Annotated in this window: 25 protein-coding genes, 1 tRNA gene and 1 pseudogene; 23 read left to right on the top strand and 4 right to left on the bottom strand. The window is 42.6% G+C overall.

What is annotated here, in order from left to right; translation table 11 throughout:
- The first annotated feature begins 103 nt into the window (after positions 1-103).
- The 6 genes and pseudogenes from pdhA (at position 104) to FAI41_00975 (ending at position 6426) form a co-directional block, all read left to right on the top strand.
- Positions 104-1123 (top strand): pyruvate dehydrogenase (acetyl-transferring) E1 component subunit alpha, encoded by a 1020-nt coding sequence (gene pdhA / locus FAI41_01000; GenBank protein ID QCE32272.1) that lies wholly within the window; start codon positions 104-106, stop codon positions 1121-1123.
- A 56-nt stretch (positions 1124-1179) separates the two neighbouring features.
- Positions 1180-2151, top strand: a pseudogene (locus tag FAI41_00995) (pyruvate dehydrogenase complex E1 component subunit beta).
- 7 nt (positions 2152-2158) lie between these two features.
- Positions 2159-3427: a pyruvate dehydrogenase complex dihydrolipoamide acetyltransferase gene (locus tag FAI41_00990; protein ID QCE32271.1), complete on the top strand. Its 1269-nt coding sequence runs from the start codon at positions 2159-2161 to the stop codon at positions 3425-3427.
- Positions 3428-3460: 33 nt separating this feature from the next.
- Entirely contained in the window at positions 3461-4864 is a 1404-nt protein-coding gene (gene lpdA, locus FAI41_00985; protein QCE32270.1) for a dihydrolipoyl dehydrogenase, read from the top strand.
- 81 nt (positions 4865-4945) lie between these two features.
- Positions 4946-5926, top strand: a complete 981-nt coding sequence (lipA, locus tag FAI41_00980) for a lipoyl synthase (protein ID QCE32269.1) — start codon at positions 4946-4948, stop codon at positions 5924-5926.
- 62 nt (positions 5927-5988) lie between these two features.
- The gene (locus FAI41_00975; GenBank protein QCE32268.1) at positions 5989-6426 is read left to right on the top strand and encodes a type II toxin-antitoxin system RatA family toxin; all 438 of its coding nucleotides are present in this window, start codon (positions 5989-5991) and stop codon (positions 6424-6426) included.
- Positions 6427-6487: 61 nt separating this feature from the next.
- Here FAI41_00975 and FAI41_00970 read toward each other — a convergent pair whose 3' ends face one another.
- Positions 6488-7084, bottom strand: coding sequence for a TerC family protein (locus FAI41_00970; protein QCE32267.1), 597 nt, complete (start codon positions 7082-7084; stop codon positions 6488-6490).
- A 145-nt stretch (positions 7085-7229) separates the two neighbouring features.
- Between FAI41_00970 and FAI41_00965 the strand changes: the two genes are divergently transcribed.
- The 6 genes from FAI41_00965 (at position 7230) to FAI41_00940 (ending at position 10881) form a co-directional block, all read left to right on the top strand.
- Complete coding sequence (locus FAI41_00965) at positions 7230-8585, top strand: adenylosuccinate lyase (protein QCE32266.1); 1356 nt, start codon at positions 7230-7232, stop codon at positions 8583-8585.
- A gap of 103 nt (positions 8586-8688) precedes the next feature.
- A complete protein-coding gene (locus FAI41_00960) occupies positions 8689-9432 on the top strand; it encodes a phosphoribosylaminoimidazolesuccinocarboxamide synthase (GenBank protein QCE32265.1) in 744 nt (247 codons plus the stop codon).
- A gap of 12 nt (positions 9433-9444) precedes the next feature.
- Positions 9445-9861: a hypothetical protein gene (locus tag FAI41_00955; protein ID QCE32264.1), complete on the top strand. Its 417-nt coding sequence runs from the start codon at positions 9445-9447 to the stop codon at positions 9859-9861.
- Between the two features lie 48 nt (positions 9862-9909).
- Positions 9910-10155, top strand: coding sequence for a BolA family transcriptional regulator (locus tag FAI41_00950; GenBank protein QCE32263.1), 246 nt, complete (start codon positions 9910-9912; stop codon positions 10153-10155).
- A 36-nt stretch (positions 10156-10191) separates the two neighbouring features.
- Complete coding sequence (gene grxD, locus FAI41_00945; protein ID QCE32262.1) at positions 10192-10533, top strand: Grx4 family monothiol glutaredoxin; 342 nt, start codon at positions 10192-10194, stop codon at positions 10531-10533.
- 9 nt (positions 10534-10542) lie between these two features.
- On the top strand, positions 10543-10881 hold the full coding sequence (locus tag FAI41_00940; GenBank protein QCE32261.1) for a hypothetical protein: 339 nt from the start codon (positions 10543-10545) through the stop codon (positions 10879-10881).
- A gap of 12 nt (positions 10882-10893) precedes the next feature.
- Here the strand turns inward: FAI41_00940 and FAI41_00935 are convergent, their stop codons facing one another.
- Positions 10894-11304, bottom strand: coding sequence for a YraN family protein (locus FAI41_00935; GenBank protein QCE32260.1), 411 nt, complete (start codon positions 11302-11304; stop codon positions 10894-10896).
- 20 nt (positions 11305-11324) lie between these two features.
- Positions 11325-12326 (bottom strand): porphobilinogen synthase, encoded by a 1002-nt coding sequence (gene hemB, locus FAI41_00930; protein ID QCE32259.1) that lies wholly within the window; start codon positions 12324-12326, stop codon positions 11325-11327.
- 110 nt (positions 12327-12436) lie between these two features.
- Between hemB and FAI41_00925 the strand changes: the two genes are divergently transcribed.
- Entirely contained in the window at positions 12437-13729 is a 1293-nt protein-coding gene (locus FAI41_00925) for a serine hydroxymethyltransferase (protein ID QCE33748.1), read from the top strand.
- A gap of 25 nt (positions 13730-13754) precedes the next feature.
- Here the strand turns inward: FAI41_00925 and FAI41_00920 are convergent, their stop codons facing one another.
- Positions 13755-14981 (bottom strand): DEAD/DEAH box helicase, encoded by a 1227-nt coding sequence (locus FAI41_00920; GenBank protein QCE32258.1) that lies wholly within the window; start codon positions 14979-14981, stop codon positions 13755-13757.
- Positions 14982-15017: 36 nt separating this feature from the next.
- Between FAI41_00920 and FAI41_00915 the strand changes: the two genes are divergently transcribed.
- The 10 genes from FAI41_00915 to proA all read left to right on the top strand — a co-directional run bounded on the left by FAI41_00915 (position 15018) and on the right by proA (position 25108).
- The gene (locus FAI41_00915; protein QCE32257.1) at positions 15018-15983 is read left to right on the top strand and encodes a hypothetical protein; all 966 of its coding nucleotides are present in this window, start codon (positions 15018-15020) and stop codon (positions 15981-15983) included.
- A 53-nt stretch (positions 15984-16036) separates the two neighbouring features.
- Positions 16037-17920 (top strand): hypothetical protein, encoded by a 1884-nt coding sequence (locus FAI41_00910; GenBank protein ID QCE32256.1) that lies wholly within the window; start codon positions 16037-16039, stop codon positions 17918-17920.
- Between the two features lie 27 nt (positions 17921-17947).
- A complete protein-coding gene (locus FAI41_00905) occupies positions 17948-18412 on the top strand; it encodes a hypothetical protein (GenBank protein ID QCE32255.1) in 465 nt (154 codons plus the stop codon).
- Positions 18413-18508: 96 nt separating this feature from the next.
- The gene (locus FAI41_00900) at positions 18509-18862 is read left to right on the top strand and encodes a colanic acid biosynthesis glycosyltransferase WcaL (GenBank protein ID QCE32254.1); all 354 of its coding nucleotides are present in this window, start codon (positions 18509-18511) and stop codon (positions 18860-18862) included.
- Positions 18863-18882: 20 nt separating this feature from the next.
- On the top strand, positions 18883-19143 hold the full coding sequence (locus tag FAI41_00895) for an energy transducer TonB (GenBank protein ID QCE32253.1): 261 nt from the start codon (positions 18883-18885) through the stop codon (positions 19141-19143).
- 417 nt (positions 19144-19560) lie between these two features.
- A complete protein-coding gene (locus tag FAI41_00890; protein QCE33747.1) occupies positions 19561-20169 on the top strand; it encodes an HNH endonuclease in 609 nt (202 codons plus the stop codon).
- Positions 20170-20260: 91 nt separating this feature from the next.
- Positions 20261-22384, top strand: a complete 2124-nt coding sequence (locus FAI41_00885) for a S46 family peptidase (GenBank protein ID QCE32252.1) — start codon at positions 20261-20263, stop codon at positions 22382-22384.
- A gap of 142 nt (positions 22385-22526) precedes the next feature.
- A tRNA-Val gene (locus FAI41_00880) sits at positions 22527-22601 on the top strand.
- 70 nt (positions 22602-22671) lie between these two features.
- Positions 22672-23826, top strand: a complete 1155-nt coding sequence (gene proB, locus FAI41_00875) for a glutamate 5-kinase (protein ID QCE32251.1) — start codon at positions 22672-22674, stop codon at positions 23824-23826.
- Between the two features lie 40 nt (positions 23827-23866).
- Positions 23867-25108 carry a glutamate-5-semialdehyde dehydrogenase gene (proA, locus tag FAI41_00870; protein QCE33746.1) on the top strand — a complete coding sequence of 414 codons (1242 nt, stop codon included), beginning with the start codon at positions 23867-23869 and terminating at the stop codon, positions 25106-25108.
- Positions 25109-25123 lie beyond the last annotated feature (15 nt).

Genomic DNA, 25123 nt, shown 5'->3' with positions numbered 1-25123 from the left:
TGAAACAGAAAATCTTTTAAAATGAGAAAAAGTTTTAGGAAGGGTTAGACGGAATGAGAAGGCTCTCCGTAAAGAGAATGGATTTTTTAGGAAAGGCATATCAATGATTAAAAAATCATCAGCTAAGGGGAAAGATTCTCAGCATAAATTTGTCTTGAGTTTAGATGAGAAAAAAGAAGCATACCGAAAAATGCTTCTCGTTCGCCGTTTTGAAGAAAAAACAGCCCATCTTTATGGTATGGGAGAAATCCACGGTTTCTGCCATTTATATAGTGGACAAGAAGCGATCGCTGTTGGTATCAGCATGGCGATGAAAAAAGGGGATCGCTCTGTTACTTCTTACCGCGATCATGGACAAATGCTGGTTGCCGGCATGGAGCCTCGCCGTATTATGGCAGAATTAACCGGCCGTGCAGATGGATATTCTCATGGTAAAGGCGGCTCGATGCATATGTTTTCTCGTAAAGAAGAATTTTACGGCGGGCATGGTATCGTTGGGGCACAGATTGCAATCGGTACAGGTCTAGCATTCGCTAGTATGTATAGAAAAGATAATACGGCAGCCGTTGCTTATATGGGGGAAGGTGCCTCTAACCAAGGGCAGGTTTATGAGTGCTTTAACTTGGCAGCCCTTTTGAAGCTTCCAGTCGTTTTTGTGATTGAAAATAACCGTTATGGGATGGGAACAAGTCAATCTCGTGCCTGTGCCTCTAAAGACCTTTCTCAAAATGGTGCACCTTGGGGTATTCCAGGTAAAAAAGTGGATGGCATGAATGTTGAGGCTGTCTTTGCGGCGGCTGCGGAAGCTTTGGAATATTGCCGTTCCGGTAATGGACCTTACTTGTTGGAGATGGACACCTATCGCTATCGTGGACATTCTATGTCTGATCCTGCCAGATATCGTGCCAGAAGTGAGGTGGATGAAGTTAGAAAAACACGTGACCCTCTCGAAGCAACGAAGAAACTGCTTTTAGATGAATCTGTTCCGGAAAACTTCTTTAAGGATTTAGAATCTACTATTCGTAAGCAAGTCGCTGAGGCTGCCGATTTTGCTGAAAAAAGCCCATATCCAGATGCGTCTGAACTTTGGACGGATATTATTGCAGAAGGAGAAACTGTCTAATGTCAGAAGCTGTAACACAAAATTCTTCAGAAGCACTGCCTGACGGTAAGGTCATGATTACGGTACGTGATGCCTTGCGTGATGCGATGGCCGCAGAGATGAAGCGAGATAAAGATGTCTTTCTTTTAGGGGAAGAGGTTGCTGAATATCAGGGAGCCTATAAGGTTAGCCGTGGATTGCTTCAAGAGTTTGGGGATCGTCGTGTCTTTGATATGCCCATTACCGAACATGGTTTTACTGGTATGGCCGTTGGTGCAGCAATGACGGGGCTTAAGCCGATTGTTGAGTTCATGACAATGAATTTTTCGATGCAGGCGATGGATCAGATTATTAATTCTGCCGCTAAAACACGTTATATGTCCGGTGGACAGATCTCATGCCCAATCGTTTTCCGTGGACCAAATGGTGCTGCTGCGAGGGTCGGCGCACAGCATTCACAATGTTATGCTAGCTGGTATGCGCATGTCCCGGGTTTGAAAGTGGTTGCCCCATATTCTGCAGAAGATGCAAAAGGGCTTTTGCGTGCGGCCATTAGAGATCCCAATCCTATTGTTTTTCTTGAAAATGAAATTCTATACGGTAAAAGCTTCCCGATTCCTGAGGACGAAGATTTCATTTTACCTTTGGGTAAGGCAAAGATCGAAAGAGAGGGGAAGGATGTTACCCTTGTTGCCTATTCGATTGCTGTTGGCTGGGCACTTGAAGCTGCTGAAATTCTTGCAAAAGAGGGCATTGATGCCGAGGTTATTAACCTTCGTACCTTGCGTCCGCTAGATAAAGAAACTGTCTTAAAAAGTATTCGTAAAACGGCGCATGTTGTTACTGTCGAAGAGGGCTGGCCTTTTGCCGGTATTGGTTCGGAAATCAGTGCGATTGCCTGTGATGAGGCCTTTGATTGGCTAGATGCCCCTCCTGTACGTGTTACAGGAAAGGATGTCCCATTGCCTTATGCGGCAAATTTAGAGAAATTAGCCCTTCCAACAGTTGAAGAGGTTGTTGAAGCTGTCAAAGCTCAGATAAAAGGATAAAAATTTAATGGCACATGAAATTCTTTTGCCAGCGCTTTCACCAACAATGACAACAGGCAATTTAACGCGTTGGCTCAAAAAAGAGGGCGATCGTATTGAAATTGGTGACGTTATCGCTGAAATCGAAACAGATAAAGCAGTTATGGAAGTCGAAGCGCTGGATGAGGGCATTCTAGGCAAGATTTTGGTTGCTGCGGGTACAGAAGATATTGCGATTAAAACCCCTATTGCTATTGTTATCGAAGAAGGGGAGGAAGTGCCTGCACAGGCTTCTGCTTCAACAGAAAAGTCCTCTGCGCCAGCTGAAAAGCCAGTAGAAGCAGAAAAGACGAAAGAAGTACCTGCAAAGGCGGCACAAACAGCACCGGAAAAAGAGGAAGAATCTTCTCAAAAGCGTGTATTCGCCTCTCCTTTGGCACGTCGTATTGCGAAAGAAAAAGATGTTGCGCTTGCCACCATTAATGGCACAGGTCCAAACGGACGTATTGTTCGCCGTGACGTCGAAACCCATTTAAAATCTTCTGAGGTGCAGGCGCCAAAAGCGATGCCGCAAAAAGTTCAGGCACCTGCTGCTTCTGAAAAAGCAGAAGATTCTATGGTACCGCATTCTCTTATGCGGAAAGTAATTGCCCGTCGCATGGTTGCTTCTAAGCAAGATGCGCCGCATTTCTATGTTTTTGCAGATGTTAAACTTGATAAGTTGCTTGCCTTGAGAAAAGAGCTCAATCATTTGGGTGACGAGGAAGGCTTTAAAATTTCTGTCAATGATATGATTATTAAAGCGGCTGCTCTCGCTTTGAAAAAAGAGCCGGGCATGAATGTTATTTTTGAAGAAAATCACATGCGTCGTCTTGCCAATATAGATATTTCTGTTGTCGTTTCTGTGCCAGACGGTTTGATTACACCAATCGTTCGTAAGGCAGATACAAAGTCCCTACGTCAGATTAGCGCAGAGGTTAAGGATCTTGTTGCGCGTGCACGTATCAGCAAATTGGCATTTGAAGAATATCAGGGGGGAAGTTTCTCAATTTCCAACTTGGGGATGTTCGGTGTGAAAAAATTCACCTCCATTATCAATCCACCGCAGGCTGCTATTATGGCAGTTGGCGCAGGGCAGAAACAGCCTGTTGTCAAAGAAGACGGTCAGCTTGGTGTCGCTACAGTGATGTCTGTTAGTATTGCTGTCGATCATAGAGCCGTTGATGGGGCAACAGCAGCGCAATGGCTCAATGCCTTTAAGAACTTTCTAGAGAATCCGCATTCTTTGGTTCTTTAATTTCAAAAAAATATACAAAATAAGGGATAAAAGATGCAAGATTTTTTTGATATTTTAGTGATTGGTGGCGGCCCGGGTGGATATGTTGCAGCATTGCGTGCCTCTCAGCTTGGGATGAAAGTGGGGCTGGTTGAACGTGCAGAGCTTGGTGGAGTTTGCCTTAACTGGGGATGCATCCCAACAAAAACATTATTGCGTTCCGGTAGTCTTTACCGTCAGCTTTTTGATTTAGAAGAATTTGGTATTTCTGCGGAAAAGCCCGCTTTTGATCTTTCTAAGATTGTTGCTCGCTCACGTGGTGTTGCCAACCGTATGGAAGGCGGCATTAAAACGCTTCTTCGTAAGGCAAAGGTTGATGTATTTAAGGGAGAAGCAAACCTTCTTGGCCGCAAAGAAGAGTTACAGCATGTTAATGTTGCACAAGAGGGGAAAGAGGTTACGCTTAAAGCCGCCCATGTTATCCTTGCAACAGGCGCTAGAGCCCGTTATCTCCCAGGGTTAGAGCCTGATGGGAAGTTGATTTGGGGCGCTCGTGAGGCGATGACGCCTAAATCGTTTCCAAAGCGTCTTTTGGTTGCCGGTGCAGGTGCTATCGGAATTGAATTTGCGTCTTTTTACCGTGATCTTGGGGCAGAGGTCACCATTATTGAGGCACTGGATCAAATTCTTCCCAATGAAGATGAAGAGGTTGTCAAGCTTCTTCAGCGTGAGCTTGAAAAGCGTGGGATTAAAATTCAGACGTCTACACGGATTGAATCTGTTGAAAAACACGATGACAGCTTGACAGTGAAAGCAACCGAAAAAGGCAAATCTATTCATCTGGAAGCAGACCGCTTAATTATGGCGATTGGTGTTCAGGGGAATATTGAAAATATTGGCCTTGAGAAAACTTCTGTTGAAACAGATCGCAGTTTTGTCAAAGTTGATGCCTTTGGCCGTACAAATGAGCCTGGAATTTATGCAATTGGTGATTTGTCAGGTCCGCCATGCTTGGCGCATAAGGCAAGCCGTGAAGCCGTTATTACGGTAGAAAAAATTGCCGGTCGTATGCCACAGGAATTGGAAAAAACAAATATTCCCGGTTGCATTTATTCAACGCCACAAGTTGCTTCTATTGGTTTAACTGAAAAGGCTGCAAAAGAGGCTGGTTATCATCTAAATGTGGGGCGTTTCCCTTTCATGGCGAATGGCAAGGCTGTTGCAATGGGGGAAAGTGAGGGTATGGTCAAAGTCATTTATGACGAGGCGACCGGAGAACTTTTAGGTGCCCATATGATCGGTGCAGAAGTGACAGAAATGATTCAAGGTTTCTGTCTGATGAAAACAGGTGAATTGACAGAAGCAGAAGCTTCGTCAACCGTTTTCCCACATCCAACAATGTCTGAGGCAATGCTAGAGGCAACATTGGGTGCAATGGGTGAAGCCATTCATATCTAAAACATATTATCTCTGACTTTCCTCATCGAAAGTCAGAGATAATATAAAGTCAAAACAAAAGCAAAAGGTTAGGGCTCTCGCATGACACGGCGTATTATAGTGCGACATGGTGAAAAGCAGGAAAGGGTTCGTCATCCTGAGAAGATGAAAAATCCGTTACAGCCTTCACCTCCCAAGCCTGATTGGCTACGTGTTCGGGCACCAGCTGGGAAAGGCTATGAACGCTTAGTAAAGGATATGCGAAAGCGTACACTTTCGACTGTTTGCGAAGAGGCGGCCTGCCCAAATATCGGTGAATGCTGGAATGCCGGGCAGGCAACCTTTATGATCATGGGAGAAATCTGCACGCGTGCCTGTGCATTTTGCAATGTCACAACGGGTAAACCACTTCCTTTAAACGACAAAGAACCTCAAGAAGTTGCAGAAATGACGGCGCAAATGGCGCTCAGCCATGTTGTGATTACTTCGGTTGACCGGGATGATCTTTCTGATGGTGGGGCAGAACATTTTGCTTTGGTCATTGATGGTATACGTAAAGCGAGTCCTAAAACGACCATTGAAGTTTTAACGCCTGATTTTTTAAGAAAAAAAGGGGCTTTAGAACGTTTGATGGAATCTCCACCGGATGTGTTTAATCATAATATTGAATGCGTTCCGAGATTATATCCTTCCATCCGCCCTGGCGCACGCTATTATCATTCTTTAAGAGTGCTCCAAAAGGTGAAAGAGTTAAACCCATCTATTTTTACAAAATCTGGCATTATGGTTGGATTAGGGGAAACAGATGAGGAGATTTCACAGATTTTAGATGATATGCGTTGTGCAGATATCGATTTTTTGACAATGGGGCAGTATCTTCAACCAACTTTGCGCCATGCGCCTGTCAAAGAGTTTAAAAAACCGGAATGGTTTGAAGCACAGGCAGCAACGGCGAAAAGAAAAGGTTTTTTGTTAGCCAGCTGTTCACCGTTGACAAGATCTTCTTATCACGCAGGAGAAGATTTTGCTGAATTACAAAAAGAACGCCAAGAGCGGATTTTAAATAAAACGATTACACTTTAAAGAAAGTGTAGAATACTAATTTAATGAGGATTTCAGGGCCTCATAGAAGGGAGAAAGACCATATGGCCACCGTTAAAGAAAGTAAAGTTACGCCATATAGCGCTGAGGAGTTTTTTGCGCTTGTCGCCGATGTTGGGACTTATCCTGATTTCTTACCTTGGTGCATAGGGGCAAAGATTACGCCGATTAAAGAAGATGAGTTCCTCGGCGCAATGACAATTGGAAATGGCATGCTTAAAGAATCCTATGAAAGCCATGTTCATCTTTATCCACATGAAAAAATCATTTCGACATCTAAGGATGGCCCTTTTAAAAGTCTTCGAAATGAATGGTGTTTTAAAGATCTTCCAGAAGGAGGATGCTTGGTTGAGTGTCGCGTTGATTTCGAGTTTCGCTCGATTATTCTTGGAAAACTTGCCGGTGGTTTATTCGCTGAGAATAGCCGTAAAATGATCCAGGCTTTTATTGACAGGGCGGTCGAGAAATACGGTAAAAGATAAGATTGATTTTTAGAAAACCTGCTTTTTTAATAAAAGCAGGTTTTTTTATGAGGGGAATATTTTAGCTGAAATAATTCATGAGTTCCGGCACAGAATGCCAGAGAAGTTGAATAGCAATATTGGCAATCAGGATGAGTGCGCCCCATCCAAGCCAAGGGTAACGTTCTAAGAGTTTTGCCATAAATTCAGCCCCAATTGCCATCACCAAAACACTAAAGACAAGCCCAATTGTGAGAATGATTGGATGTCCTTCAGCAGCGCCAGCAACACCGACCACATTATCAATACTCATGGAAAGATCGGCGATAACAATTTTAAGAATAGCATCAAGTAGATTGCCTGTGCTTGGCAGACTATCTTCGTGTGTGTCTTTTTTGAGAAGGTCCTTGGCAATTCCCCAGCAGATCCAAATGAGTGCCAAGGCACCAAGAAAGGAAACAATAGGGTAACGAAGAATTTCAATTGCAATAAGCGCCAAGCCGATCCGTAAGATAGCACCGAGACCGATCCCCGAATAAATGGCGGGACGTTTTTGCCTCTCAGGAAGGCCTCTGACAGCCATGCCGATAACAACGGCATTGTCGCCTGCAAGGGAAAGGTCAAGTAAAATGACTTCAACGAAAAGGGCAAAATTATTCAAAAGGTGAAAATGGTCCACAGAATTGACTGACTTTTTGTTAAGGAGAAGATAATATGTTTTCCTTTATTCTTTAGCGGTTTATCTATTTATTATCTATTCTAAGTCGCATTTTTATAAATCTTTTCCATGCAGTTTACTCTTTTAAAGAAGGTTATCTTTTAAAATGATCCCACGCTATATTCGTCCTGAAATGTCTAAAATCTGGTCAGATACAAGCCGTTTTAAAATTTGGTTTGAGATTGAAGCGCTCGTTTGCGAGGCAATGGCGCAAGAAGGGCGTATTCCAAACAAGGCGGCTTTGGAAATCCGTCAAAAAGGGCAAGCGGCGATAGATCAGTTTAGTGAGGACGATCTTAAAGAAATTTCCGAAATTGAACGTGAAACCCGTCATGATGTCATTGCATTTTTAACGTGGCTGGCAAGACGTGTTGGGGAAAATGGCCGTTTCGTCCATCTAGGTTTAACCTCTTCCGATATTTTAGATACTTGCCTTTCTGTTCAATTGACGAGAGCAACCGATTTGCTTTTAGAGGATTTGGATCATTTGCTGGAAGCGTTACGCTTGAGGGCAGAAGAGCATAAATATACAAAAATAATGGGACGTAGCCATGCTATTCATGCAGAGCCGACCACTTTCGGGATAAAATTGGCAGGTTATTATGCCGAGTTTGAAAGAAATAAAAAACGTTTACAGCAGGCCCGTGAAGAAATTGGGATTTGTGCCATTTCCGGCGCTGTTGGCACTTATGCCCATATTGGCACTAATATTGAAAAGGAAGTGGCAAAGAATCTTTCTCTAAAACCTGAAATGGTTTCGACGCAAATTATTCCAAGAGATCGTCATGCTGCTTTTTTCTGCACTTTAGGCGTGATTGCTTCTTCCGTTGAACGCTTGGCGGTTGAGATAAGACATTTACAGCGTTCTGAAGTTTCAGAAGTGGAAGAGTTTTTCCATAAAGGGCAAAAAGGCAGCTCTGCGATGCCGCATAAACGCAATCCTGTTTTGTCGGAAAATTTAACAGGTCTTGCCCGCTTAGTTCGTTCTGCTGTAACGCCTGCATTGGAAAATGTGATTTTATGGCATGAAAGGGATATTAGCCATTCCTCTGTTGAGCGCAATATCTGTCCGGATGCGACAGAAGCACTTGATTTTGCCTTGGTTCGTTTAACCTCTGTGATTAAAAATTTACAGGTTTATCCGGATAAAATGCTTTCTAACTTAGAAAGTCAGGGAGGACTTTACCATTCGGGGCAGGCGCTTTTGGCCTTGGCAGAGAGTGGTCTCTCACGAGAGGATGCCTATAAAATTGTTCAGGAAGCAGCTATGCAGACATGGAATGGCTTAAAACCGGCAGAGACAGAGGAGGAACGAGAGGTAAATCGTTTTGAAACCCGTCTGAAAAAACATCCAGTCCTTCAATCCGAAGAGAAACAAAAATTTTTGGCTGATGTTTTTTCCTCTGAGGGACATTATAAAGCTGTCGATGAGATTTTTAAGCGTCTCTTTGGCACTGCATAAAAAATAAAAGGGAATAGGGAGGAAAACTTCTTTCTTTTTCCTATTTTTTTCAACGAAATTTCTTTAAAATGGTTTCCTAGAACGACAAGCTGAGGAGGATTGGGTGAGTCCAACGTCGAGACGTCGCCCTGTGTTCGAAGGGGATACAAAGATTTTATTTGCAGGCCCCGAACCTGGCACGTTAATTCAATATTTTAAAGATGAATTCCCATCTCGAATCCCTTCGAAAGAAAATGTGATTCCGGGCAGGGGGGTTATCAATAACCGTTTAAGTGAATTTTTAATGAATGGCCTTCAGAGAATGGGGGTAGAGAATCAATTTCTTAAACGTTTGAATATGCGTGAGCAGCTCATTCAGGAAACAGAAATTATTCCCTTAGAAATTCAAGTGCGGAATATGGCTTATGGGGTCTTTGCAAAACATTTTAGTCTGCTCGAAGGCGGTTATTTACCAAGACCTTTGGTAGAGTATAGCTATTGTGAGGAGAATGAAGAGACGCTTTTAGTGAATGAAGAGCATCTTTCACTTTTTGATTGGGTCTGTCCGCATGAGCTTGAAGACATGAAGGCTATGGCGCTTAAAGCAAATTATTTTCTCTCAGGACTTTTTTTTGGCGTTGGTATTGATCTCGCCGCTGTTCGTTTCCGTTTTGGAAGATTATGGGATGATGAAGATTTCTCTTTAGTTTTGGCAGATGAAGTTTCTGCTGATAGTTGCGATCTTGTGATCGGTGAGACGCTTTTGTACCAAGATCGCTCTGCTGAGTATTATCAAGCAGTTGCGAATAGATTAAATTTATTTTCGCCGTCTTTTTCCCCTTCTCAGGGATCGTCGGTTTTCCATTGAGGTAGAGATATTATGAAAAAATCTATTCAAAAATCCATTTTTTTAACATCTTTGGCAGCCTGTGTGCCTGCTTTGTGTTTTTTCTTTTCCTCTCCGCAGGCTTCTGCTCAGCGTATTTCAAAAATAAATGGTGCAACTTTGGCACATTTATGTACAACGCAACAGCAGTTTAAAATTTGCGATGCCTATCTTTCAGGACTGACAGATAGTGAGGTTTGGGCAGGAAAATATGATGAAAAAGTTACACAAAAAGCTGTTCCTCAGGCTTTCTGCATAGAGCCATCACAGGGTATAGGGCAAATTAGAGGTTTAGTTTCTGCTTGGTTGCAAGCGCATCCAGAAGCTGGAAAGATGCCGGCAGGAAAGGCTGCTTATTTAGCCCTTCATGGTAGCTATGCTTGCAAGTCAGCGGCGGCACCATCTTCCTAAATAGTGCAGAAAAGTCAGTAATTTAAAAGAAAAAGGACTATCATTCCTATGGCTATGGAAGAAGATGAAATTGTAAGAATGATTAAAATTGCTTTGCCAGATGCTGAAGTGCGTATTCAGGATCTAGCAGGTGATGGCGACCATTATAGTTGTGAAGTGTGCAGTGAGGCTTTTAAGGGAAAGAGCCGTATTGCACAGCATCAACTTGTTTATGCTGCTTTAGGTGGAAAAATGGGAGAAGAGTTACATGCAATGGCATTAAAAACCTACCTTCCTCCCGAAGAAGACGCATAAGTTTTTATTCAGTTGTTAAAACATTAAGGTATTAATATGTCAGAAGTTGCTTTCCCTTTTATCGAAAAATTCATTACAGAAAATCCGGTCATGCTTTTCATGAAAGGGAATAAAAATTTTCCGCAATGTGGTTTTTCTTCTCGAGTCGTTCAAATTCTTTTGCGTCTTGGAGTCGATTTTGAAACATGTAATGTTCTTGAGGATGATGCCATTCGGCAGGGAATCAAGGATTTTTCAAATTGGCCAACCATTCCGCAACTCTACATTAAAGGTGAATTTGTCGGTGGATGTGACATTTTGACAGAAATGTATCAGAATGGTGAACTGAAAACTCTTCTGGAAGAAAAAGGTATTCCTTTAAACCCTTCCAAAGCTTAGGATCAAACGATGGTTAAGAGATCTGTTTTGTCATTTGTGATGTTTTCCGCTATTGGCGGAGGATTTGGGCTCATGCTCGGAACACATGCTGTCGCCCGAAGCCTTGATAATATGGAAGCTGAAAAGCTGACATATTCAGCACTCGTGAGTGATTCCTATCATGTCTCTTCCCATACGGCGCAAGCTTCGTACCTTCCTGAAAAGTCATCTCGTCCTGCGGCCAAACGTGCCGCAGTACATCGCGCTGCCTATCATCCAAAACGAAGAGGGGCGGTGGTTAAGCGTGCCGTTTATCATCAAATAGGTTCACACTTGCTCAGTAGCCTTGGCCGTTTAAGGCTTGGCTAAAAAAATTACTGTCTAGTCCTGAAGGATATTTGGGACGTGGCAGTAATTTCCCTGATCGTCAAAAGCAAACATATCAAAACGGATATTCTCCCGCATCCATTCAGGATTCAGGGTTATGGCGATGTTGAGCGCATTTTGAAGGCGTTTGCATTGACGGGGACGGAGTGAAAGTTGTCCTTCCTCCAAAGTCTTACGTTTTTTAACCTCTACAGCGATGAGTAATTTCTTATTTGCCGCAAGAAGGTCAATTTCTCCCATTTTTGTTTTGAAGCGCTGGGCTAAAATCTTAAATCCCATTTGTTTCAGCAGAATTTCTGCATTTTTTTCCGCTTCTAAGCCAATTTGGTATGCCTCTTTCCGAGAGTTGCTCTGGAGAGAGGTTTTGATTTTTTGGAAAGAGAAGCGGGATAAAAAGTGAAACATTTAAGAGATGAAACTTTCGATCATTTTTGGAGCAGGCGAGCAGCCTCTGGTGCAAAATAGGTGAGAATACCGTTGCATCCTGCACGTTTAAACGCAAGAAGACTTTCCAGAATAGATTTTTCACGATCTAGCCAGCCATTGTCAAAGGCGGCATTGAGCATCGCAAATTCGCCGGAAACCTGATAGGCGAATAAAGGTGCCGTGAAATTATCCCTGACACGGCGGATAATATCCAGATACGGCATGCCTGGCTTCACCATAATCATATCGGCCCCTTCTTGAAGGTCAAAGGCAACCTCGCGCAATGCCTCATCCGAGTTGGCAGAATCCATTTGATAGGTTTCTTTGCCACTGCAAAGACGATCACCTGCGCCAACTGCTTGACGGAAAGGACCATAAAAAGCAGAGGCATATTTTGCTGCATAAGACATAATACAGGTTAGCTCCAAGCCGGCCTCATCAAGTGCCTTTCGAATAGCGCCGATGCGCCCGTCCATCATGTCAGAGGGGGCAATGATGTCAACGCCTGCTTTAGCTTGGTTAAGTGCCTGTTTTACAAGGATTTCAACTGTTCCATCATTTTCAATTTTGCCATTTTTAATGATACCGTCATGTCCATGAGACGTGTAGGGATCAAGGGCAACATCGCCAATTAAAGTGATTTCAGGACAGGCGGCTTTGAGCGCTTTTGTTGCACGGCAAATGAGATTATCGGGATTAAGAGATTCTGAGCCTGTTTCATCTAATAATTCTTTTGGCGTAACGGGGAAAAGCGCAATGGTAGAAACACCAAGCGACAATATCTCTTTGACAGCTTCGATGGCCAAGTCGATTGAGAGTCGATTCACACCGGGCATGGAAGGAACAGGATTTGTTTTTTGCTCGCCTTCTTGAATAAAAATTGGCCAGATCAGATCTTTCGGGCTGAGATGATTTTCCGAAACCATAGATCGAATAGCTGGATTTTGGCGGGTACGACGTGGACGGGAAAGTGGAAAAGCAGGGGTGTAAGGAATCGTCATCGTAAAATAAATCCAAGAAGAATTTTAAATAAAGAGCATCATCTTGTAACATAAAAGAATATATCTTGCTTATAGATTTCTTTGTCATTGCTGAAGGATGCGCTTATCTTATGACCAATGTTTCCACCCCCGAATGCCAGACTTTCTTTGAAGGTTCTTTAAGAGCAGAAGATTCAGAAATTAGCGATATTATCCTTCAGGAACTGCATCGTCAGCAGGATGGCATTGAGCTTATTGCTTCTGAAAATATGGTCTCCCGTGCGGTTTTGGAGGCGCAAGGCTCTGTTTTTACCAATAAATATGCCGAGGGGTTACCGGAACGCCGCTATTATGGCGGATGCGAGGCGGCTGATCTTTTAGAGAATTTAGCAAGAGAGCGTCTAAAAAAACTTTTCAAAGCTGATTATGTCAATGTGCAACCGCATTGTGGTTCCGCAGCGAATATGGCGGCCTATATGGTGACCTTAAAACCGGGGGATAAAGTTCTTGGTATGTCTTTGAACGCCGGTGGACATTTAACTCATGGGGCAAAACCTAATTTTTCTGGAAAATGGTTTGAGGCGATTAGCTATGGTGTGAAAGAAGAAGATGGAACCCTTGATTATGAAGAGCTGGAGTCAAAGGCACGTGCCGAACGTCCGGGACTAATTATTGCCGGTGGGTCTGCCTATGCCAGAGTGATTGATTTTAAGCGTTTTCGTAAAATTGCCGATGAGGTCGGGGCCTTTCTAATGGTCGATATGGCCCATTTTGCAGGTTTGGTTGCTGCGGGACTTTATCCAAATCCGCTGGAATATGCTGATATTGTAACTTCGACAACGCATAAAACATTACGTGGCGCGCGTGGCGGTATTGTCCTTACGAATAATGCAGATCTTGCTAAAAAAATGAATTCTGCTGTTTTTCCGGGTCTTCAAGGCGGGCCATTGCTCCATGCGATTGCAGGGAAGGCTGTTACTTTTGGTGAGGCTCTTAAGCCTTCTTTTAAAGAATATCAGCAGCAAGTTTTGGACAATGCCAAAGCCTTGGCAGACGGTTTAATTGCGGCAGGGTTTGATTTGGTGACAGGGGGAACAGATACGCATCTATTGCTTGTTGATCTTCGTCCAAAAGGAATCACAGGTAAAGAGGCTGAGGATTTGCTTGGAAAAGCAGGGTTAACAGTAAATAAAAATGCGATTCCTTTTGACCCGCAAAAGCCAATGATTACTTCGGGTATTCGTCTTGGAAGCCCGGCGGCGACGACAAGAGGTTTTGGTGTTGAAGAATTTACACAAATTGCAAAATGGATTGATGAGGCTCTGACCGAAGGGCGTCATAAGGATTCCGTGATTGGGAAAATCCGTAAGGAAGTGAGTGAACTTACACGGAGATTCCCAATTTATTCGAGACCTTGGGGCTAAGAAAGTAGAGGATGAAGGAGCGCCTTTATTTGGTAAGCTTCTTCATTTCTTGTGAAAATTGTTCCGGCGTAATGGCTCGAATGCGCTGGGCGAGCGTTCTTTCTAGTTCGAGAAGGGTTTTACGATCCTCAGGGGCGATAAAGGAAATGCTTTCGCCCCTTTTGCCAGCACGTCCTGTTCTGCCAATCCGGTGAATATAGGCATCAATAATGTGCGGCAGATCATAATTTAAAATCAACGTCACTTTCGAAAGATTTAACCCTCTTGCGGTGACATCGGTTGTAATGAGCCAAGAGGCTTTGCCATTTTCAAAAATCTTCATAGCGTTCTTACGCTGTCCCTCTGTCAGACCGCCATGGAGAAGAACAGGCTGTGCTTTATCATCAGAAATTTTGTGTAATTCTTTAAAAATTTCTTCTGTTTCTTTGCGTGTATTGGCAAAAATGACAGTTCCTCTAGGGAGCTGTTTTTGCGCGGCTTGCTCAAGAAGCAATGGAAATTTCTCGCGCTTTGTACCAAGGATCACTGCCTGCTGGCGAATGGGGGGAAGCTTCTTTTCTTTTTCCGCTTCGTTGAGCGTGAAAAATTTCATTTCTCCAAAAAGATTTTTAATCTCTTTTTTGACTTCAGGTGAAAAAGTTGCTGAGGCGCAAAAAATGGAGACATTCTCTGCTAAGAAACTGTGAAGAATATAGGTCTCATCTATAAATTCTGATGAGAAAAGCCGATCGGCCTCATCCAAAACGATAAAGGAAAGGCGTGATCCGGAAATTGTCCCTTTTTCTAAGAGGTTTAGAATCCGTCCGGGAGTTGCAACAATAATATCCGCTTCTGAAATCGGAAATTCTTTTGGGGCGAGACTTCCTGCGAAAGAAATCAAGACATTTAAATTTAAATCCTTACAGAGCTTTTTTAATGTTGTGCCTGTTTGCCGCACAAGCTCCCGTGTTGGAGAGACGATGAGGAATAAAGGGGCGTCTTCTGCATAGGTATGGCAGTCTTCAGTATAAAATTTAAGAAGATGCTCAATCCCCGGTAAAAGAAAAGTCAGTGTTTTTCCGGTGCCTGTTGGCGCTTGGAGCAAAGCACGATGATTTTTCAAAAGAGAGGGTAATAATTCCGCCTGCGTATTGGAGGGATGCTCAAATTTATTTTTCTCCAACGCATCCGTAAGCGCAGGGGAAAGGTTAAACGCCTTAAAGGAAAGAGTCGTTGTATGAGAGTTGTTTTTTTTATTTATTTTTAAAGTCATAAGCGCAATATTGAGTCAGAAGAAAAAGGGGGATATATGGGGAAGAACAAAAGGCTTCTGGCCGCTTTGGTCGGAGAAGATTTTGCCGGAATGCGAGCGCAACTCTTTGGTTTATCGGGGCGTCTCGGCTGGAAAGGACAATTCTATCCTGTTCAACGAAATTTTTCCAGATTAAGCCTTTTTCTCTTACGGCATTTACCCTTGCCCCTGACATTACTCTTTTTAAAGAAGAAACTCCCGGTTCTGCCAAAAGAAACAGCAATGATTATTTCTGTGGGTGGCGTGGGCGGATGGGTCGGCGCACTTTTAGCCCATGCTTATCATTTGCCAATTATCCAAATTCAAAATCCCAGAGCCAGTTTCTTCCGCTATCATTTTATCATCACCTGTGAGCATGACGGCGTTGCGGGTAAAAATATTCTTTCTTTGCCAACGGCCCTTCACGGCATTACGAGCGAGATTTTAGAAAACGAAAAAAACAAATGGCAGGTGCTTCTTAATCCCATGCAAAAAGCGCCTTTTTTAGGGGTTCTTTTGGGCGGAAATAATGGACGCTATAAATTCGGCGCAGCAGAGGCACAAAAATTAGCCGAAGAGATCAGAGGTTTTTTAGAAAAAAATAATGGACAGGCCTTCATTCTTCGTTCACGGCGAACGGATGAAAAAATCTTAGAAATTTTAAAGGCGCAGTTACAAAATTTACCGGTGTCATTTTGGGAAGGAAAAACAGAAAATCCCTATAAAGGCGTTCTGGCTTGTGCAGATATTTTATGCGTGACGGGGGACAGCGTTTCGATGCTTTCCGAGGCAGCGGCAACGACAGCGGCTTTAGGCGTTTTTCCCCTCAAAGGACAGAGCAAAAAACTGGAAAAATTTCATAAATTGCTGTTTAGTACAGGGCGGGCGCAAGCTTTCACGTCCGATATGAAGCCGAATATATTTCAGCCGCTTGATGCAGGAGAGAAAGCGGTTAGAGAAGTTAAAAAACGGTTTCGCCTTTAAAAGTCTCTCAAAGACTGATGGAAAGCATGAAATAGATTTTAGGAAATAAAAAAATGCTTCACCTTCAGACTTTTGGCCCTAAAGGCGGTAATATTCTCTATAAGGCGCTGACCCATCCGCTTGCAACGTCTGCTTTATTTGAGCTTGAGGCGTTCTTTAAAGATCAAATTTTCTACCTTTTTGATCCGCATGGCTATTTTTCGGATTTAAAAGCAATCTATCCAAATTTTTCACCAGCAAAAATCTTTACGCAGGAGATTGCGGAAATTGGCAAAGAGGATGGACAGGGTGGTCAGTTACTTCCCCTTTTCGAAATCAATCAGCAAGTAAAGCGTCCTTTGTTGGTGTTGGATTTTGATAAAGAGAAGGTTAAAGCCCGTCTCGGAAATTTTCTAAAGGGCTGGGAAATTTATGATCTCGGTCAGGCACGCCTGCCACAAGAATTTTTAAGAGCAGGCCGTCCTTATCTTGATAAATGCAATTTTGTGACAAATTTTGCCTTTTTTCGAGAAGATGGCAAATTTCATACCAGATTAACGACAGCCAATTATTGGCCTGGCTATGGCGGACAGGAAATTGCCTATTGGTGTCGTCTGTTTGCAGAGGATGGGACGATCTTAAAAGACTGGATTGAAACGCCAGAAGCACCGAATGCAGGTGTTGTGATAGATAGTCGGGAAATTAAAGAGCATTTTAATCTTCCAAATTTTACAGGACAGCTTTTTATCCATGTTCAAGGTGCCGCTGGGCATGATGTGCTCAAATATGCGCTGGATGTGTGGGGAAAGGGAAAAAACCCTTCTTTATCGGTGACGCATGATGCCAATAGCTGGCCTTCAAATTATTTTGCCTCATTGCCTGCGCCCGATAAAGATGAAAAGCTGATTGTCTGGATACAGAACAGCCATGCAATCAAAATCCTAAAAGGCGGGATTGGCTTTTGTCCGATAGGACATCGTGAGGCGATGAAATTCATTGGGGAGCTTGAACCCTACGCGACAAAGGCTTTGGATATTGGTGAATTGTTCCCAGAGGTAAAATGGCCGGCACAATTTGAAATGAAGGGTGGGCATTATGTTGTTCGCCCACGCTATGAAATCATTAAAGGTGAGAAAACACGCATTGCGCATTTAAATGTTGAGCGTCACGATTTAATCCCGGAAAAAAATATTGGCGAACCGCCGAAAGAAGTGGGTAGAGGCTTTATCCTGCCATTCCCGATTTTAGATCCCGAAGAATATGAAACCTGGTTACAGCCCAGCGCTATGTCTGAAAAGGTAAAATCCTTACCTTTAAGCGTGGCTTTGTTCGATCATGAAGGGCAAGAAAGTTCTAAGCATTTCCTAGGTAATCTTCCAAGGGATTTTGAGGATGCTTTTCCTTTACATGAATGGGCACAAAAAGCAGGGCACGGCGATCTATTTTATGATTTAAAAGAAGGTGGTGAGCCTGATGGGTGGCTCCATGCAACGATCCGCTTTAAGCATAAAAAAACAGGACATATGGCGGAAACGAGCTTTGGCGGCCATGTTTATAATACGCAAATGGTCTGGCGGAATGAACCACAATCTTACGCAGGGCCAGCTCCCGGGCTAAGCACACGGATTTTCTTGAAACTCGGCTTTGAAACGGCAAAAGAAAATCTGAGAAGCTTTTGCTGGCTTATCTATCCCTGCTCAGGAAAAGGGAACTTCAAATCTGAAACGAGCCTGCTCCTATATGATGAAACAGGCAAGGAAATCGCTGAGAAAGAAATTAGCCTAAATCCGAATGGCTCTTTCTTGATCTGTCCGGATAAAATCTTTGGCGAAAAGCTAAAAACAGCAGGGGAGGCGGGATATATTATTATCAGAGATAAAACCGTCCGCCTCTTTGGTTACCACGGCATCCAAGGAGAAAAAGATCGCTTCTCCCTAGATCATATGTTTGGGTTTTAAAGTGAATTTCATTGTAGGGATTTTAAAATGTTAAAAGATGAAGCAATAAATCCTGTTATATCTCGTAATAAATGGATGGAAATCTTAAATTTTTTACATCGCTATCAGTATCAGCCTCTATACGGAAGTAAATTATTTGAAGCTTTGGATATGGATGGGGATACCATTTGCGCTAATCTGTATTATTTAAAAGAAAATTCTCTCATTGAGGTAGAGATGCACAGAGCCAATGATGGAAAGTTTCTATTTGGTGGCTATGCCGAGCTTACTCCAAAAGGCATTGATTATCTTTCAGAAGATGGTGGATTAAGCGCTGAATTAAATGTGATTTCTATTAAATTTGATGTTTCACAGATTCAAATGCTGATTGAGACGCATATTAATGCTTCTGATGCGCCAACAATAATGAAGAAAAAACTTCAGGATGCCTTAAAGCAATTACCAGCTGATAGCTTAAAATCAATTTGCAAAAATAAATCGGAAATAAAATGAAAAAATTTAAAGTATATTTTTATTTATTAGCAAAGCTTAGAGCTTTTTACGCCGTTTTACGTACATGCATACGTGCAGGAAGTTTCACCTGACGAAATGTCAGAGAATTCTATTTATTCAAGTTTGTTTGATAACTTTAGTAAAAAATTAAAGAAATCTTCTTTTGTTAATAGGAATATAAATCTTGGCGTTGGATGGAAACTCGTAAATATTTCTTATTCTCCCATAGTAGAGAGTACAAAGCCTTTTAAGGGAAGGCAATTGCCCTGGGGTAAAATCAAGATAACAACAAAATGGATAAATCAAGATGAGGGCGAGTACAAAAACACTTGTGCCTTTATATCAGGAGCAGTGGATAAAGAATTCTCACGCTGGCGCTATTTAAAGTTTGTTTCATGCAAGAAAGAGGCTACTAACCTACAAAAGGTTCACCACCTACTAAAAAATTAAATGATCGCGCCGCAGGTGCTGTGCCAATCAATGGTGCTGATCCAGAATATCCTCTAAATGCAGAAGATAATAACCGTGAGGGTAAGGTTGTGGCTTCTTGTGATATTTTACCTTCTGGGAAAACTGAAAATTGTAAAATTGTTTCACATATAGGGGGACCAGAGTTTATTGTTAGTGCGATGGATTTCTTGGCTCGTGCAAGATACCAGCCAAGCGTTAAAAATGGTGTGCCTGTGACAGAGTATGGCCATACGCTGACTATTGATCTTACATTCTATTGATTTTACATTGAATGATTAAAAAAACAGGTGAGAGCGAATACATACACTAATTCTCTCTTAAGTAAACATGTAGGCCTAAACATTAAGGAAATCTTTATTGTGTCTTTAGAATTGATAGAAAAAGAAGAGCAATTGATTAAGAATATTGAATCTTTATTTAGATCATTATCAGATTTAAAAGAAAATGATCGAGCGAAGAAAGCAATTAAAAGTGGTGAAAATTTTGTGGTAATAAAAATTGATGGATTAGATTTTTTCTCTCCATCAAGGTTTGTAGGTTATTATCGTAATGGTAAGCCTAACTCTATTAGGGAGCATTTCCCTGAACTGTATAATCCTGATGTGCGCGGAGATGGTGGAGTAACGACCAAAAGAATTTCAAAAATCTTCAAAAAAGACTGTACACCAGATTTAGAGATGGAAAAAAGGTATGGAGAATTTTGTAAGAGAATAGGCGTTGATTTATCAAAAAGTAAAAGGACAAAACCAAGAAAATTTTGGGAGTTAAAAGAGAATATTTCTTTTAATAAAAATCCTAAAAACAGCATATCTAGCCAAGATGATTTTTTTGAAGATAAATGTTTAACTGAAGAAGATCATGATTGTTTAAATCAGTTATCTACTAAAGAGGTTTCGATCTTTAAAGAAGCTCTTATTAAAGTAAGAAGAGGGCAAGCTAAGTACCGAGAAGATTTAGAAAAAGTTTGGGATAATGCGTGTGCTGTTTCAGGCATCTTTAAAAGGGAAGTTTTACGTGCTTCTCATATTAAGCCACATTCAAAGTGTAACCCAGGCGAACATAATGATGTAAATAATGGTTTGCTCTTGAGAGCAGATTTGGATGCTTTGTTTGATAAAGGTCTGATAACCTTTTCAGATGAGGGTAATATGAAAATTTCCCCAAGTCTTGAGCAAGCAGATAGGGATAAATTAAACTTCCATTTGCCACATAAATTGAGAAAGTCGCTGAATTCAAAACAAAAAGAATATCTTGCTTGGCATTTTAATAATCTTTTTCAAAAATAATTGAGCCATTTCCTTCCCCTCATTAAAATTATCTGTAACGCTGGGCGTAAGCTATATTTATGATTACGATTCTATTATGAGGGGAAATTAGATGTCGTTTATCTCCGTTCCTTTAAAACGGCGCTTTCTTACAACGCTTTTAGGGGCGTCTTTTCTATCTACTGGTCTCTTAGGCGCTTTTGGCACAGTACATGCCGAGGAGGGGATGTGGACATTCGACCATTTGCCCTTTGCTCAGTTAAAGGCGCAGTATGGCTTTTCCCCCGATAAGGCATGGATTGACCATTTAACGAAATCTTCTGCCCGTCTTTCGATTGGCTGTTCTGCCTCTTTTGTCTCCGGTGATGGGCTGGTGATGACAAATCATCATTGTGCTGTGCCGTGCTTAGGTGATATTTCTGATAAAAAGCATGATTATTTCACGGACGGTTTTTCTGCGAAAAAGAATGCTGATGAGCGCCAATGTCCTGCTTTGGAAGTCGATCGTCTGGATCAAATCACCGATATTTCAGATAAAGTTGCTGAAATCACGAAGGGCAAAGAAGGGGATGCCTATAATAAGGCGCTTGAAGCCTATAAGGCCGAGGCAACCAAAGCCTGTGTTGGCGGTGAAAAGGAAAAATGGCGCTGTGATGTTGTGACGCTTTATCATGGCGGCCAGACAGCGCTTTATCGTTACCGCCGTTATAATGATATTCGCTTGGTGACTTCCCCAGAGCAGGCCATTGCGAATTTTGGTGGAGATCCCGATAATTTCACCTTCCCACGATATGATCTCGATTACTCCTTCCTGCGGGCCTATGAGAATGGCAAGCCTGTACACACGGAATATCTTAAATTTGATCCAAAAGGGCCAAAGACAGGTGACCTTCTCTTCACTTCCGGCAATCCCGGTCATACACAACGTGAATATAGCGCCGATCAATTAAAATATGAGCGTGATGTGAATAATCCACGTTTGTTAAATTATCTTAATTTAAAACAGGGCATGTTGTGGCAATATGGGAATGAGAGTGCAGAACATCGTGTTCAGTCTCAAGATAATTTATTCTTTATCTTAAATTCTCTTAAAGCCATTAGCGGTACAAGAAATGCTCTGATTGATGAGAAATTTGTCGCGGGGCGTGCCAAAGAGGATGCAGATCTTCAAAAATGGATTGCGGCTTCGCCGGAGCGTGTCAAAGCCTACGGTAAGCCTTTCGATAAGATTAAAGAGATTATCGCGGAACAGGCAAAATCCGGTGATGAGATTTTTATTTGGGCTATAACGACAAGAAGCGGGGCTTTGCATGAGGCACTCTCTTTGGTGGAAAGTGCAGCACAACGTGCAAAACCGGATGCGGAACGTGAGGCAGGTTTCCATGATAGTGAATTACCGGTTTTAGAGGCGAATTTGCTCGCACAGAAACCTTTCTATCCTGAATTTGAAACAGCTAATCTCGCTTTGGATTTAACCTATGGGCGTCAGCTTTTAGGGCCAAATGCAGATCTGCCACAGCTTTTATTGGGGAAGGATAATCCTGATAAATTGGCAAAAAATCTCATTTCAGGAACAAAACTTGGCGATGCGAAAATGCGCCGGGCGCTTTATGAAGGCGGACAAAAGGCGATTGAGTCTTCAAAAGATCCTTTGATTGCGTATGCACGGCGAATTTATCCTGCTTATCATGCGTTTAAAACGCAATCCCGGAATAAGATCGAAATTCCTTCACGGAAAGTCGGGGAAATTATCGGAAAGGCACGTTTTGCACAGGCAAAAGCTTTGAAAAAAGAAGATAATCTCTATCCGGATGCCACTTTCTCGCCACGTCTTTCTTATGGGAAAGTCCAAGGCTGGATAAATGCGCAGGGTAAAGAAGTGCCGGCCTTTACGCATATTTCAGGTCTATATACCCATGCGACAGGCGAGGAACCTTATAAACTGCCGGAATCTTGGGTGAAAGCAAAATCGCATTTGAGTGGCAATGTGCCGGTAAATTTGGTTTCGACCAACGACATTATTGGTGGAAATTCAGGTTCACCCTTGATTGATAAAAACGGCAATGCCGTCGGCTTGATCTTTGATGGGAATTTAGAGGGCTTGGTTGGCGATTACTATTATGATGGTAAGGTCAATCGTGCGGTTTCCGTCGATACTGGGGCGATCACGGAGGCTTTAAGTAAAGTCTATGGCGAGGAGCGCCTTGTCAAAGAACTTGAAAATGGAAAGCAATAACCCGTTTTCAGAAACTTGATTTCAAAAAGAGGGGCGATATCTTCGGATGTCGCCTCTTTTTATGGAAAAAGCGCTTGCTTTTTTCGGTATTCAACTGATAAAAGCAACCTATAAATTCTCTCTTAAAAAAAGATCGAGATGAGGACGCATAGCTCAGCGGTAGAGCACTGCCTTCACACGGCAGGGGTCACAGGTTCAATCCCTGTTGCGTCCACCATTTTTCCTTATAAAATCAAATGATTTTGCTTTTAGCGGATGTTTTTTAAATCAGAAAAATCCGCTATGTTATGCCCAGATTCTCTTTTAAAAAACAAAGCATCTTTTCTGGGGATAATATGAAAAACGGCAAGCAGACTCTCGTCATTAAATTAGGAACTTCTGTCTTGACCGGCGGATCTTCTTGTCTCAATCATGCCCATATTCTTGAAATTGTTCGGGAATGCGCACCGCTGCATAAAGCAGGGCATCGGATTGTCATTGTGACCTCCGGAGGTGTTGCCGCAGGACGTGAAACCCTGAAAGATCAAGGCTTCCAAAAAGGATTTGGTACTAAGCGTCTTTTAGCTGCTGTCGGGCAAATCCGTTTGATGGGATTTTGGGAAAAATTATTTTCCATTTACGGAATCAATATCGGGCAGATGCTTTTGACTCGTGCCGATATGGAGGATCGTGAGCGTTTTCTCAATGCGAGAGATACGCTGGATGCGCTCCTTGATAATGGCATTATTCCGATTATTAATGAAAATGATGCGGTCGCAACGGAAGAAATTAAAGTCGGGGACAATGATAATCTTTCCTCTTTGGTGGCGATTTTAGCTGATGCTGACAAACTCCTTCTTCTCACAGATCAAGAAGGGCTATTTTCTGCTGATCCCCGTAAAAATCCGGACGCAACCTTGATTGAAGAAGTTGATGAAGTTGATGATAAATTAAGGGAAATGGCGGGAGACAGCATTTCAGGCTTGGGAACAGGCGGCATGATGACAAAGCTCCAAGCCGCACAGATTGCCAATCGTGCCGGTACAGAGGTCATCATTGCGGCAGGAAGTAAGGCAGGGGTCATCGGCGATGTCGTTGCCGGCCGTTCTGTCGGGACACGTTTCCATATTCCGAAAGTGCCTGTTGAAAGTCGCAAGAGATGGCTTTTTGGCCCGCCGCCTGCCGGGGATATTTTTATTGATGATGGCGCTTTAGAGGCGATTTTAAAACAGGGAAAATCGCTCTTGCCGAAAGGAATTACTAAGGTTGACGGTGATTTTTCCAGAGGCGTTGTGGTTCGTATTCGTAGCTCTTCAGGGAAAGATATTGCCCACGGGATCAGCTGTTATGCCAGTGATGGCTTAAGGCGCGTGGCAGGTAAACATTCGAAAGATATTAAAGAAATTCTCGGATATGATTATGGCAAGGTGGCCATTCATCGAGATGATATGATTATAAGCTAGGGAGAGGCTGTCAATGTCTAAGGTAATAAATTTAGAAGAGATGGGCAAAGCGGCAAAAGAAGCTTCTTGGCAACTTTCAGCTCTAAGCAGCGAAGCTAAAAATAAGGTTTTATCTGCTATTGCAGATTTTTTAGAGGAAAATGCAGAAGAAATTTTAGCGGCGAATGCGCAAGATATGGCAGATGCGGATCAAAATGGTTTGTCAGAGGCTTTAAAAGACCGCCTGCGTCTCAATCCGGAGCGGCTTTCCGGTATCGCAAAGGATGTTCGGCAGGTTTGTAATCTTGCAGACCCTGTTGGGGAGGTTATTGACGGTCAGAATCTTGATTCAGGTTTAAAAATAGAGCGTCGTCGTGTGCCGCTTGGTGTTGTTGGGGTTATTTACGAGGCACGTCCAAATGTGACAGTTGACGTGGCTTCGCTATGTTTAAAAACAGGTAATGCCGTGATTTTGCGAGGCGGTAAAGAAACTTACCGGACAAATGCGGCAACAGTAAGTGTCATTCAAAAGGCACTCAGGGCCAGTAACCTGCCTATTGCTGCTGTGCAGGCGATTGATAATCCGGATCGAAAATTAGTTGCTGAGCTTCTAAAGCTTGATAAATATGTGGATATGCTGATTCCACGGGGCGGCGCAGGCTTGCATAAATTATGCCGTGAGCAATCTACAATTCCTGTGATTACGGGCGGGATTGGGGTGTGTCATATTTATATGGATGAAACGGCTGATCTTGAAAAATCGTTGCCCATTATCGAAAATGCAAAAATTCAGCGTCCAAGTGCCTGTAATTCACTTGAAACCTTATTGATTCATCGAGAGATTGCTGAACAATTCGCACCGCTTTTGGCCGAAAAAATGGAAAAGTGCGGAGTGACTTTGCATTTAGATGAAAATGCAGAAAATTTTTTCCAAAAGACATCTGCTAAAACAGTGCCTGTTACTGAAAAATCATATTCAGAGGAATCTCTTTCTCTGGATTTAAATGTTAAAATTGTGGATGATTTCGATCAGGCTTTGGCGCATATCCGTCATTATGGCACCCAGCATTCGGATGCTATTTTAACGCAATCTATTCGCAATGCGGAGCGTTTTATGCAGGAAGTTGATTCTGCCGCTATCTATGTTAATGCCAGTACCCGTTTTTCTGATGGTGCCCAATTTGGTCTTGGTGCAGAGGTAGCTGTTAGCACGCAAAAACTTCATGCAAGAGGGCCGATGGGTTTAGAGGCGCTGACAACATATAAATGGATTGCTGTGGGGGATTATCTTTCCCGTCCGTAAAAAAGCAAAAGGCTG

The organism is Acetobacteraceae bacterium, assembly GCA_004843165.1.
GTDB lineage: Bacteria > Pseudomonadota > Alphaproteobacteria > Acetobacterales > Acetobacteraceae.
Note: the sequence above shows the minus strand (reverse complement) of the source record. Positions and strands in the feature narration are given on the sequence as shown.